The organism is Bradyrhizobium sp. SRS-191, assembly GCF_024586915.1.
In the GTDB taxonomy this organism is placed as follows: Bacteria; Pseudomonadota; Alphaproteobacteria; order Rhizobiales; family Xanthobacteraceae; genus Bradyrhizobium.
In genome coordinates this window covers 838,570-851,941 of record NZ_JANBVS010000001.1, presented here as the reverse complement: position 1 = coordinate 851,941, position 13,372 = coordinate 838,570, and the positions used below count along the sequence as shown (strand labels likewise).

Annotated in this window: 5 protein-coding genes; all 5 read left to right on the top strand. The window is 65.4% G+C overall.

Going from position 1 to position 13,372, the window contains the following annotated elements; translation table 11 throughout:
• On the top strand, window positions 1-5,258 hold a 5,258-nt coding region (locus tag NLR35_RS03840), incomplete at its 5' end, for a non-ribosomal peptide synthetase (RefSeq protein ID WP_257165209.1).
• A 9-nt stretch (window positions 5,259-5,267) separates the two neighbouring features.
• Window positions 5,268-6,923 (top strand): cyclic peptide export ABC transporter, encoded by a 1,656-nt coding sequence (locus NLR35_RS03835; RefSeq protein WP_257165208.1) that lies wholly within the window; start codon window positions 5,268-5,270, stop codon window positions 6,921-6,923.
• Window positions 6,892-7,659, top strand: coding sequence for a thioesterase II family protein (locus tag NLR35_RS03830; RefSeq protein WP_257165207.1), 768 nt, complete (start codon window positions 6,892-6,894; stop codon window positions 7,657-7,659). Before NLR35_RS03835 ends, NLR35_RS03830 begins: the two co-directional genes overlap by 32 nt.
• 893 nt (window positions 7,660-8,552) lie before the next feature.
• On the top strand, window positions 8,553-11,960 hold the full coding sequence (locus NLR35_RS03825) for a DEAD/DEAH box helicase (protein ID WP_257165241.1): 3,408 nt from the start codon (window positions 8,553-8,555) through the stop codon (window positions 11,958-11,960).
• 508 nt (window positions 11,961-12,468) lie between these two features.
• A complete protein-coding gene (locus NLR35_RS03820; RefSeq protein ID WP_257165206.1) occupies window positions 12,469-13,314 on the top strand; it encodes a CmcJ/NvfI family oxidoreductase in 846 nt (281 codons plus the stop codon).
• Window positions 13,315-13,372 lie beyond the last annotated feature (58 nt).

Sequence of the window (13,372 nt, the reverse complement as noted above, 5' to 3'; positions counted from 1 at the left end):
CGGCGGTGACGCCGATCTCGTTCGACATCGCAGGGCTGGAGATCTACCTGCCGCTGCTCGCAGGAGCGCGCGTGGTGGTGCTGCCCCGCGAGCTCAGCGTCGACGGAGAGCGGCTGCGCGATCGGCTTGCTGCGATCGATGCAACGATGCTGCAGGCGACCCCAGCGACCTGGCGCTTGTTGACGGACGCCGGCTGGCGACCGTCCGCGTCGCTGAAGGTGCTTTGCGGCGGCGAGGCATTGCCGCCCGACCTTGCGTTGCGACTCGCGGACGGATCATCCGCGAGCTGGAATCTGTATGGTCCGACGGAGACGACGGTCTGGTCGAGCTTGAGCCGGATCGCGACCGAGCGCCGGATCAGCATCGGGCATGCGATCGCGAACACGCAGCTTCACGTCCTGGATGATCATGGCGAGCTGGTGCCCGTCGGTGTCGCGGGCGAGCTGTATCTCGGTGGTGCGGGACTGGCGCGGGGCTATCTCGGCCGCGCCGACCTGACCGCGGAGCGGTTCGTGCCGAGCCCGTTCGGGGATGGCGAGCGGCTGTACCGGACGGGTGATCTCGTGCGCCGGCGCGCGGATGGCGAGCTGGACTATCTCGGGCGGCTGGATCACCAGGTGAAGATCCGCGGCTTCCGGATCGAGCTTGGGGAGATCGAAGCGGCGCTCCTTGCGCATGCCGGCGTGTCGCAGGCGGTGGTGACGGCCCAGGATGACGGCAGCGGCGGCACGCGGATCGTGGCCTATGTGGTGGGCGACGCTGCGTTGCGCGCAGACGATCTGCGGACGCAGCTGTCGCGGCGTCTGCCCGACTACATGGTCCCGTCGGCCTATGTGCAGCTCGCAGCCCTGCCGCAGACGCCGAACGGCAAGCTGGACCGCAAGGCGCTGCCTGCGCCGGGATCAGCAGCGTTCGGGCATCGTGCCTTCATAGCGCCGCTGGGCGAGGTCGAGGAGCGGCTGGCGCAGATCTGGTGCGAGCTGCTGAAGCTGGACCATATTGGCCGGCATGACGACTTCTTTGCATTGGGGGGCCATTCGCTGCTGGCGATGCGGGCGCTGTCCCGGCTGCGCGACGAGTTCGTCATCGATCTGCCGCTGCGGGCGATGTTCGATGCGCCGCGGCTGAGCGATCTGGCGGCGCGGATCGAGGGCGCGTTGCGCAGTGGCGCCGGAGTGGCGCTGCCGCCGTTGCAGGTTCAGCCGCGACCGGAGCGGCTGGTGCTGTCCTATGCGCAGGAGCGATTGTGGTTCCTGGATCAGCTCGGGCTGGTGGGAGCGGCCTACAACCTGCCGTTTGCCGTGCGGCTCGAAGGGGCGCTGGATCCCATCGCGCTCGAGCGGAGCTTTGCCGAAGTGGTCCGGCGTCACGAGGCGTTGCGGACGCACTTCGAGACTGAGCAAGGCCAGGCGGTGCAGATCATCGACGCTCCCTCGGTGTTCAGGCTCGGCCGAGACGATCTATCGGAGCTCGAGGACGACGAGGCGCGCCGGCTTAGGATCGATCGTCTGCTGCGCGAGGCGGCTGTGCAGCAGTTCGATCTGTCGCGGGGACCGCTGCTCCGGGCACGCTTGATCCGGCTGGGGCCGCAGGACCATGTGGTGCTGGTGACGATGCATCACATCGTGTCGGACGGCTGGTCGATCGGCGTGCTGGTCCGGGAGCTCGCAGCGCTGTACGAGGCCTATCGCACGAACGGGGCATCGCCGCTGGCTGATCCCCAGATACAATATGCTGATTATGCACTGTGGCAGCGGGCCTGGCTGCAGGGCGAGGCGTTGGAGCGCCAGCTTGCCTATTGGACAAAGCGGCTGAAAGGCGCGCCGGCGGCGCTGGAGCTGCCGGCCAACCGTGCGCGCCCCGCGGTCGCGAGCTTTGCCGGCGGCATGGTGCCGTTCACGCTCTCGCGCGCGTTGTCGGACGGGCTCAAGGCGCTGTCGCGCCGTTCGGGTGCGACGCTCTACATGGTGCTGCTGGCCGCGTATCAGGTTCTGTTGTCGCGCTACAGTGGCCAGACGGACATCGTCGTGGGCTCGCCGATCGCCGGGCGCGTCGATCGCCAGCTGGAGGGACTGATCGGGTTCTTCGTCAACACGCTCGCGATGCGCACCGACCTGTCCGGCAATCCGAGCTTCATCGCGCTGCTGGCACGGGTGAAGGAGGGGGCGCTTGGAGCCTATGCGCACCAGGATCTTCCGTTCGAGAGACTTGTGGAGGAGCTGCAGCCGGTCCGCGACCTGAGCCGCCAGCCGGTGTTCCAGGTCAGCTTCAGCCTGCAGAATACGCCGCAGGATGCGATCGAGCTGCCTGCGCTGACGCTTCGGCTTCTGGGCAGCGAGCACCGCACGTCGCTGTTCGATCTGACGCTGTTCATGCGCGAGACCGAGGACGGCCTGGTCGGGACCTTTGAATACGCGTCGGATCTGTTCGACCGCGCGACGATCGCGCGGCTTTCGGACCACTTCGAAATCCTGCTGGGAGGCATCGTGTCGACCCCGGAAGCCCGCTTGTCGGAGCTTCCGCTGCTCAGCGAGGCGGAGCGTCATCAGCTGATCATCGACTGGAACGCGACGGAGGCCGACTATCCGGCGGACAAATGCCTGCACGAGCTGTTTGCCGATCAGGCCGCACGAACACCTGACGGACTCGCGGTGGTGTTCGAGGGCGAGCAGCTGAGCTACCAGGAGCTGGACCTGCGTTCCAACCAGCTCGCGCACTATTTGCGCCGGCTTGGCGTGGGGCCCGAGGTGGTGGTGGGGCTGTGCGTGGAGCGCAGCCTGGAGATGGTGGTGGCCCTGCTCGGAATCCTGAAGGCGGGCGGGGCGTATCTGCCACTCGATCCTGGCTATCCGGCGGAACGTCTGAGCTACATGATGCAGAACGCGGGGGCGCCCGTCATCGTGACGCAGCAGCGCCTCGCAGCGTCACTTCCCGCGCATGCCGGCCGAGTGGTGGAGATCGACGCGGCCTGGGCCGCTATCGCGGCCGAGCCGAAGCAGGCGCCTGTCAACCACAGCCGTCCTGCCAATCTCGCTTATGTCATCTACACCTCGGGATCGACCGGGCGGCCCAAGGGAGTCGCCAACACGCATGGCGGCATCGTCAACCGGCTGGTGTGGATGCAGGCGGCCTACCGACTCGGCCCCGGCGACCGCGTTCTGCAGAAGACGCCGTTTTCGTTCGACGTGTCGGTGTGGGAGTTCTTCTGGCCGCTGATCGAGGGCGTGCCGCTCGTCGTGGCCCGGCCCGAGGGCCATCAGGATCCGTCCTATCTCGCCGCCCTGATCCAGCGCGAGTCGGTGACGATCGCGCACTTCGTCCCGTCGATGCTGCAGGTGTTCCTGGAGACGGAGGATGTCTCCCGCTGCGTCAGCCTGCGCGCCGTCATGTGCAGTGGCGAGGCGCTCGGGGGAGAGCTGAAGACGCGGTTCCTGCTGGCTTCGCGCAGCGAGCTGCACAATCTCTACGGACCGACCGAGGCTGCGGTGGATGTGAGCGCGTTCGCGTGCCGTATGGAGTCAGATGCCGTCGGCGTTCCGATCGGCCGTCCGATCTCGAACATGCAGCTCCATGTTCTGGATGATCATGGCGCGCTCGTGCCCGTCGGCGTCGCCGGCGAGCTGTATATCGGCGGCGTGGGGCTTGCGCGCGGCTATTTCGGCCGTGCCGACCTGACGGCGGAGCGCTTCGTGCCGAGCCCGTTCGGAGACGGCGAGCGGTTGTACCGGACGGGAGATCTCGTCCGGTGGCGCGCTGATGGCGAGCTGGAATATCTGGGTCGCCTCGATCATCAGGTGAAGATCCGCGGCTTTCGGATCGAGCTCGGCGAGATCGAGGCGGCGCTCGCCGAGCATGCCGGCGTGTCGCAGGCGGTGGTGGTGGCGCAGGAGGACGGAAGCGGCGACAGGCGGCTCGTGGCCTATGTCGTGGGTGACGAGAAGGCCATCGATCCGGTGGCGTTGAGCGCGCATCTCAAGCGACGGCTTCCCGACTACATGGTGCCAGCGGCGTCGGCCTTCGTCGTTCTGGATCAGCTTCCGCTCTCGCCGAACGGGAAGCTCGATCGCAGCGCGCTGCCGCAGCCGCAACGGCGACACAGCGCGGCTGAAGGTGCTCCACGCACGGCCGCCGAGGAAATTCTCGCGAAGCTGTGGTCTGACCTGCTCGGACTACACGCCGTCGGCGTGCATGACGATTTCTTCGAGCTCGGCGGCCATTCGCTGCTGGCGATGCGCCTGATCGCCCAGGTCCGGCATGTGCTCGGCGTCGATCTGCCGGTGCGCCTGCTGTTCGAGGAGAAGCCGACGATCGCGGTCATGGCTGCCCACATCGCCGTCGCGAGGGCGGCGAAACAAGGGTTTGAGATGCAGGGATCGGGCAGGCGCGACTACTCCTGCATCATCCCGATCCATCTGAGCGAGCAGGGGACGCCGGTCATCTGTGTTCATCCCATCGGGGGAGGCATCCTGTGCTATCGCGACCTCGCGAAGTCGCTGGGGCCCGGCTACTCCGTCTACGGCATCAAGGCGCTTGGTCTTCATGGCGAGCAGGATCCGCTGGTCTCGATCGATCAGATGGCGGATCACCACGTCGCCCGCATGCTGGAGATCCAGCAGACAGGACCGTTCAACCTCGTCGGCTGGTCCGCCGGCGGGCTGATTGCCTTTGCCATTGCCAACAAGCTGAACGAGCTCGGGCATCAGGTCGGGGTGCTGGCGCTGATCGATACCGTTCCGCCGAGCTCCACCGGAGAGTGGCGGCACAACAGGCGCCAGGTCGAGCGCACCGAGTGGCTCACATTCATGGGCGTGTTGGACATTCCGCCACAGCGCGGGCTGACGTCGCGATGGCATTCGTTCTGGCGGCTCTCCGACGCGGCCAAGGCCGACCATGTGCTGCGTCTCGCCAAGCGCCACAAGTCGCTGTCCAGCGGAATGACGGACGCGGAGTTCGCCCATGTGGTCTCCGTGTTCCAGGCCAATCTGCATGCTCTCCAGCAGCACGTGGTGTCGCCCTATGCCGGCAAGCTGTTGCTGTTCCAGCCGGACGGAGATCCGGTCAGGGCGCCGGATCACTTCGTCAGGGCCGCGACATTCTGGCAATCCAAGTCGCTGAACGGCTTCGACGTGCATTACGTCCCTGGCAACCACGGCTCGATGATCCAGCATCCGGCCTCGGACCACATCGCCGCGCGCTTGCGTGCCGAGCTCGAGGGGGCCCAGCCGGTCTCCGAGAGATTGGCCGCCGAGCCGGTCTAGGTCATCCTCATGCAGAACAAGCTCGTCTCTTTCCTGCTTCGCCTGGTGCCCGGGCCCATCGCAGTGGCCTCAGGGTGCAGCATTGTCGCGGCCGCCACCACAGTTGCGCTGTTTGCCTACGTCTTTGCGCATGTTCGCCAGCAGGCGCCGGCGGCTCTGCCCGAGGTCCTCTCATTTGCGGCCCTCGCATCGGCATCGATCGTCAGCCGTCTGGCCGCCGCGCGGGCTTCGGTCCGTGTCGGCAGCGCCGTCATTCTCCGGCTTCGAAAGACGTTGATCACGGCGATTCTGAATACGCGCTACCGCCAGCTCGAGATCATCGGAGCCGGACGGCTGAAGGCGGTCGTCTCTGCCGACGTGCAGACCATTGCGACGGCGGCTCCCATCCTCGTCAACATGGTGACGAACCTCGCGATGGTCGCGAGCCTCCTGGTCTACATGTGCTGGCTCTCGCCGGCTGGCGCAGGCGTGATCGTCGGCGCGGCGATGTTCGGCGTGCCGCTGTACTGGGCCGTCGTCGGCAGGTCGACCAGATTGAGCTATCAGGCCTGGATGGCGTGGGAGCGCCTCGACAAGGTCTTGGGAGGACTGATCGCCGGACTGAAACAGCTGAAATTGAGCGCGATCCGAACGTCCCGTTATCTGTCCGAGGACATCGACGGGCGTCAGACCGAGTTTCTCCGCCTTCGCGAGCAGGCGACATGGGCCGGCGCCATCGCGATGAATGTCGGGCAGGCCGTGTTTCTGCTGGTGATCGGAGTCCTCTTGTTTGAGCATTCTCCGGACGCCCGGCATGTCGAGTTCTTCTTTGCTGCGATCTACCTGATCGGTCCGCTGGATGCCGCCATCGGGTCGTTCGCGTCGCTCGGGCATGTCAATGCGGTGTTTCGCAGGATTCAGGATCTCGGCGTCGTGCTTGCGTCGTCAGCGGCCGTTGATCCCGAAGCGGGAGAGAGCGGCGCGGGGGAAGTCCGGTGGCGGCAGGTGAGCTTCGAGGGAGTGTGCTATTCCTACGGCGAGACCGGGCCCGCCGATGCGTTTGCGTTCGGGCCGGTGGATCTCGTGCTGAAACGCGGAGAGATCGTTTTCATCAAGGGCGGAAATGGCAGCGGCAAGAGCACCTTCGCGCGGTTGCTCGCCGGCCTGTACGAGCCGTCGAGCGGCGCGATCCTGCTGGACGGTCGGCCGGTCGATGATCGGAGCCGCGAGCTCTATCGCCAGATCTTCAGCTGCCTGTTCGAGGATGCGCATGCGTTCGAGCGCATTCCCGGAAACGAGACCTGCGAGGATCGCGCGCGCGGCTTGCTGGGGGAATGGTCGATCGACCGCAAGGTCATGACGGAGCACGCAAGGTTCTCGAATACACAGGATCTGTCGCGGGGGCAGAAGGGCCGATTGCTGCTCGTGTCTGCGTTGATGGAAGATCGCGACATCTACATCTTCGACGAATGGGCTGCCGATCAGGACGCGCGATCGCGGGAGCAGTTCTATCTCTCACTGCTGCCGGCGTTGAAGCGCGACGCGAAGCTGGTTATCGTCCTGACGCATGACGAGTCATTCGACGCCGTCGCTGATCGCATCGTCAGGTTCCATGATGGAAGGGTTGCAGCCGATATGCTGGCCATGACTGGACATGAAGGGTTGTCGCGTGCAGGCGTCGTCTAGTCGATCTCTGTTGCGCTATGCCAGCGCGCGACCGGGGTGCCCGAAATTGCTGTGCTTTCCCTACGCCGGCGGCGTGGCCGCGGGCTATCGCAATTGGGCCGTGGCGCTGTCGCCGCATGTCGATGTCGTCGCCGTTGAATATCCGGGCAGGGGATTTCGCCGGCGTGAGCAGCTCTCGCGCCGCATTGTCGATCTCGTCCAGGCGATCATTCCCGAGATCGTTGCGGAAATGACCGGGCCGATCATCCTGTTCGGCCACAGCATGGGGGCTCTGGTCGCGTTCGAGGTGTTGCGCGTCTTGTCCCCCAGGCAACCCGTGGTCGCCGCCGTGATGTCCGGTTGTCGTCCGCCCGTCCTGCGCGGCTTCGAGCCGGAGATCCACGCTCTGCCTGACGATGAGTTCATAGAGGAGTTGCGCAAGCTCGACGGTACGCCGGAAGAGCTGCTCGCTGACCGTGACCTGATGGAGCTCGCGATGCCGGTGCTCCGCGCCGATTTCGAGGCGGTTGCGACCTATGATCCGCCGAAGGCGTTGAAACTGTCCTGTCCGGTGCTGGTCTATGGCGGCGAGAGCGACAACAGTGTCGGTGTCGAGGAGCTGGAAGGATGGCGGGAGCACGCCGCCGTCTCCTGTGCCATCACGGCGTTTCCGGGCAACCATTTCTTCGTTCGCTCTGCGGAGCAGGATGTGCTGAGCACGCTGCGACGTGACATCCGTTCGCTCACCGCGGTGTGAGAGCGCTCGGAATGCAGTCGCGGCGCAGCTTGCGTTACCGGCTGACCGTAACTCATGGTTTCGCCCCGCTCTCATTCGAGAGTGGCTGTCACCAGTTCAGGAGTTGGGCATCGCCGTGCAAGCGATAGCGGCCGATAGTTGTCAAAACGGCTTGGCTCGATCGCGCACAAATATTCTTGTGGACTCAAGACGGGAGAAAATCGTCGGTCCCCCCATCGACGTCCGGGAATAGCACCGCGAAATAAGATCCAATCGACCGTCGCCGCGATCTCCGTGGGATTGTTTGAGACAGCCGTATCGATCTGCCCGACGGGCAATCCTTGCATGCCCCGCATGCGCCAACGGCCCGTCGTGCCAGTTTGTCGCGCATTCATCCCTTGTCACGTCGGGCAAATCACCTGCACATTCTCGCGTATCCCGGCTCGCTGAAGAGGGACGTTTCGCGATCGTCATGAAGCGTCGAGCCGGAAGATGCGATGGGCGCGTTGCTCTGCAGCCTGGTCTCACGATCGGGCCGACGAACGGAGCGAGGCGACGGCGAAATGGTGTGGTCCTGGCATCGCGGTGCTGATGTCAAGCGGGTGGTGATGATGATCCGCCGGCGACGGGGGCAAGACAGCCGATCCCCGGGGAGAGCGCCTATAACCCGCAAAACCGTCGCGCAGGGAAGGCCGGATATTGGGCTGAACCTGTGGTTCTGCCGCGTGCTTATCTGCTGCACGCGGACCGCGGGTATCAGCCGATACCCGGTCTTCCCTGCGCCTCTTCTTCGAGGGAAGAGGTCGACTGACCGAACAACTCGGGCGCCGGCCGCCGCGGGATGGTTCAGCCATGTCCGCCGATCGTCGGACAGGCCGGTCTCGTCGGCCTGGCGTTCGGTAACGACATTGATCATGCGGGGGCAACGCTTGAGTCTCTCGCGACAGGAAAGTCCAGATCTTGGGTGCCCTCGACCATTCGAATCCGCTAGTTGTCGTCAGATTCGCCGGGCTTTCATTCCGGCGTCCTCAATGACACGTGAGTCCACATCTTTGCCCTCAGTCCTTCGTGCTGCCCGCAGCTCGCTGCAGCGTAAGACGACGTCGCCAAAGCCCTCCATCACGCCAAAGAAGCCGGTTCCGCGCAAGACGATATCGGGTGCGTCGAAGAAGGTGGCGGTCGCGAAACCTGCGGTCTCCTCCGCGTCGCCTCTGGGGCTCCTGGCGCTGCACCTGGTGGCGGAGTGGCAGGGCGCCGGTCGAGGCGGCGTCGTGTTTCTCGCCGAGAATGAACGCCGGGCCGAGCGGCTGGCGTCCGTCGTTCAGGTGCTCGAGCCGGCCTGTGACGTGCTCGTCTATCCCCGACTGAACACCTTGCCGTTCGATCTGCTCGAGCCGTCGCGTGACATTGCGGGCCGGCGAAGTTCGGTGTTGCGGCGTCTGGCGCGCCTGAAGAAGCCGGTGCTCCTGATTACCACGATAGAGGCGATCATGGAGCGTCTGCCGCGGCCGGCGGAGTGGTCGGATATCGGTATGCTGCTGCGGGTCGGGGAAACCTACTCCGAACAGCTTTTCGAGGCTCGCTTTGCTGCGCTCGGATATGACCTGGACGACAGCCCGGATTATCCCGGCGGCGTGCTGTTTCACGGCAACACATTCGAGATATTCCCGGCCGGCGCGCGCGGCCCGTTCAGGGTCGATCATTCCGGCGGGAAGATAAGGCGGATTGCCGCTTTCAATCCGCTGGATCAGGAGGTGATCTCCGAGTTCAAGGAGCTCCAGATCGATCCGATGTCCGAACGGGTGGCGTTCAAGGAGCGGGCTCGGAACAAGGCCAGCTTGTTCGATTATTGCACGCGGGCCAGTTGGATGGCCGATGCCCATGTGCCCAAACATGCGGACACGTGGCTGAGCACGATCGAGGATGCGGCTCCGCGCGCCGAGCGCGATCGCGCGTATGTGAGCCGCCGCGAATGGGACCTGGCGGCGAAGCGGATCGCTCTGCTGCCGCAGACGGCGCCATACCGGGCGACGCCGGAGTTCTTCAAGCAGGCCACGCCTCGAAAGGCGCTGCGCGCCTTCGTCGAGGAAGCCCGGCGGGATGATGCGCGCCTGGTGTTTGCCGCAGCCGTCGAGTCGGATCTGCGGCTCATGGCCGCAATGAGCGGTGTCAAAGCCGAACCCGCCGATGATTGGGCGCAGGCGATCGCGCGAGGAAGGCGGGAAGCTGCCTTGCTGGCCGGCTTCGACGCCGGCTTCGTCATTCCCGGACGGAAGCCGATTGTCGTCATCACCGCGGCCGATGTTCTCGGCAGCCGGGCGCATCAGCCGCAGCCCGCGAACTGGGCCTGGTCACCCGGCTTCGACGCCATCGATCTTCCCGAGCTTGGGTCGGTGGTCGTTCATCTGCAACGCGGATTGGCCCGGCTTGGCGGATTGCGCTCGATGGGAACAGCAGGAGTCTCCGCGCGTGAGATGGTCCGGCTGGTGTTCGCCGGCAATGACGCGGTCCTCGTGCCTCTGGCGGAATTGGCCCTGACCTGGCCGTACGCCAGTGAGCTCGGCGACACTTCGCTCGACAAGGCCGATGGCAGCTCATGGCGGCCACGGCGGGCCGCTGCCGAGACCGAGATCCATGTCGTCGCCAAGGAGCTCGCCAAGCAGAGGAGCCAGCGCCGGCGGCGGCCGGCTCCAAAGCTCGTGCCGCGGCCGGCGAGCTACGAGACATTCGTCGCGCGTTTTCCTTATTTCACCACGCCGGACCAGGCGCAGGCTATCCGCGAGGTCCTGGATGATCTCGCGTCCGGTCATCCGATGGACCGGATCGTCTGCGGCGACGTCGGCTTCGGCAAGACCGAGGTGGCGTTGCGCGCCGCCGCGGCGACCGTGTTGGCTGGAAGGCAGGTCGCGATCGTCGTCCCGACGACGGTGCTGGCGCGACAGCACGTCGAGACGTTCCGCAAGCGCTTCGCGGCGCTCGGCATCGAGGTCGGAAATCTCTCCCGGATCGCTTCGACCGCCGAGGCGCGCAAGGTGCGCGAGGGCCTGAAGAGCGGTGAGCTCAAGGTCGTCGTGGGGACGCTCTCGCTGGCATCGAAGGACATCAAGTTTGCCGATCTGGGGCTGATCATCATCGACGAGGAGCAGCACTTCGGCGCGGCCGACAAGGCGATGCTGTCGGGCCTCAACAAGAACGGGCACAGGCTCTGGATGAGTGCGACGCCGATCCCACGCACGCTGGCAGCGGGCCTGACCGGCTTGCGCGACCTCAGCGTGATCGCGACGCCGCCCGTGCATCGTGTTCCCGTCGTGACCAAGGTGGCGCCGCTGTCGGACATCGCGATCGCCGCCGCGCTGGCGCGCGAACATCGCCGCAGCGGCCAGAGCTTCCTGATTTGTCCGAGGATCCAGGACCTCGATCCCATGCAGGCCCGCATTCACGCGCTGGCGCCGGAGCTTCGGATCATCACGATTCACGGCAAGCTGCCTGCTGATGAGATCGACGAGCGGCTGATGGCGTTCGTCGAGGGCAAGGCCGACGTGCTGCTCGCGACCAACATCGTCGAAAGCGGTCTCGACATCCCCCGGGCCAACACCATCGTCGTGTGCTGGCCGGAAAAGTTCGGCTTGGCGCAACTGCATCAGCTCCGCGGCCGGGTTGGGCGCGGCGGCATCCGCGCCTTCGCGCATTTCCTGACCGAGGGCGGCTCAGACCGGTCGGAGCAGCGGCTCTCCGTGCTCGAGGAGTTGAATCGTCCGGGCGCCGGCTTTGCCATCAGCGCGCGCGATCTCGACCTCCGCGGCGGCGGCGACATGCTGTCGGATCGCCAGTCCGGTCACGTGCAGGTGTTTGGTCCGACACTATATGGCCATCTGCTGACCCTGGCGCTGGAGGGCGATCGCGACGGGATGTCCGCCCTCTGGCTTCCGGAACTGAACCTGCCGATCGCCGAACTGCTTCCGTCGAACTACGTGCAGTCGGAGGCCATCAGGCTGGAGATCTATGCCCGGGCTGCGCGCTGCAGGTCCGATGATGAGCTCGAGGAACTCGAGGATGAAACGCAGCGCCGGTTCGGACCGTTGCCGCCCGCGGCCAGCAACTTTTTCGCCGTTGCCAGGCTCAGGGTGGAGTGCAGGGAACGGGGAATCATGCGGCTCGATGTTGGTCCGGAGGCGATTGCCGCGACGCTGCTTCCGGGGAGGATCCGCAAGACGTGCTCACGCCTCCTGCTGCGCGACGGCAACCGCGTCATCTATGCCGGGCGAAGCACTGAGCCTGTTCTGCAGAGGGTCGAGCAGTTTCTCGACCTCCTCGAGGAATAGCCGAGGACATGAAGCGGCAACTTCGGGGGGCACTTGGCAGAGCAAGCGGCGGGGTCTTCGACCGCGTGCGACTTCGTCGCAATCCGAATTGGCTCCTCGATCCGACAGGAGCGCCGCTGCAGAAGGCGGCGAACTAACTCTTCGATCGACATCGAAGGACCATCGCTCATGAGCTTCTACAGGGACTTCAACGACAAGCTCGCCATTCAGGCTTGTAACGGCGCGGAAGCGCGACCCCCACGAGACGATCGAGGTCAGGCAACTCGGCCCGGCGGTCGATGCGACGGCCGGCATGAAATCGCTGCGGTGATGTCATGCCTGCCATGTGCTGGCGTCGCAGACGACGTAGCGAAGAACATTTCGGTCGGAGGCCTTGGCTGAGGAGCAAGCCCGTCCTCCGCGGTGCCGTTCCGACAGCAGGCTCGTTGCTATTTCCGGTGTCGGCTTGCTCTGGTCGCCGGTGCCGACCAAGCTACATGCAATCGCATGAAACTGCCTGGAGACATCCATGAGCCTGGTCGAGAGAAAGATCGAAGCGCTGCCCTTCGTGCTCGCCGAGCTGAACTACCTGGCGCCCACCTCGTCCAAGCCGCGGACCTACGCATTCGATCCGCCGCCGGGCGAGCCGAAATCGACGGCGCTGCCGGAGGCGCACCGGGTGCCGGTGTTCAACGGCCGCCCGATCGCATCGTCGTTCTCGCTCGACCGTGAGGGCTTTGCGCTGGTGCGGCACCCGACCTTCGTGCGTGACTTCACCGACGAGAAGGAAATTCGCAGCGTCTATTATCCTGCGGCAGAAGCTTTCATTCGCGCCACCTTGCGCGCCGATCGCGTCGTCATTTTCGATCATACCGTGCGCAAGCGCGTGCCCGGCGCCGCCGATGTCCGTGACGGCGGGCCGCGGCAGCCGGCGACACGCGTTCATGTCGACCAGACCGTGACATCGGGCGCCAATCGGGTGCGCGAGCACCTCGGCGACGAGGCTGACGCGCTGCTGCGTGGGCGGGTTCAAGTCGTCAATCTCTGGCGGCCGATCATCGGTCCGCTGCGCGACACGCCGCTTGCGATGTGCGATGGCACCACCGTCGCCCCGGAGGATCTCGTCGCCTCCGACCTGATCTATCCGAACCGCAACGGCGAGACCTATTCGGTCACGTACAATCCGGCGCATCGCTGGTTCTATGTCCCTGACATGACGGTGGACGAGGCGTTGCTGTTGAAGTGCTACGATTCGGCGGCCGACGGCCGCACGCGGTTCGCGCCGCATACCGCCTTCGTCGATCCGACCACGCCCGCCGACGCACTGCCGCGCGAGAGCATCGAGTTGCGGACGCTGGTGTTCCACAGCGCTTGAAGAGGCCCAGGGGAGCAAGATGTTCCACCATGTCCCATCCTCCGAGAAGCTTCATCCA

Bases quoted from the DNA above. Each gene is read 5' to 3' on its own strand.
- NLR35_RS03835 (WP_257165208.1), top strand. From the start codon at position 5,268: ATGCAGAACAAGCTCGTCTCTTTCCTGCTTCGCCTGGTGCCCGGGCCC.
- NLR35_RS03830 (WP_257165207.1), top strand. From the start codon at position 6,892: ATGAAGGGTTGTCGCGTGCAGGCGTCGTCTAGTCGATCTCTGTTGCGC.
- NLR35_RS03825 (WP_257165241.1), top strand. From the start codon at position 8,553: ATGCGGGGGCAACGCTTGAGTCTCTCGCGACAGGAAAGTCCAGATCTT.
- NLR35_RS03820 (WP_257165206.1), top strand. From the start codon at position 12,469: ATGAGCCTGGTCGAGAGAAAGATCGAAGCGCTGCCCTTCGTGCTCGCC.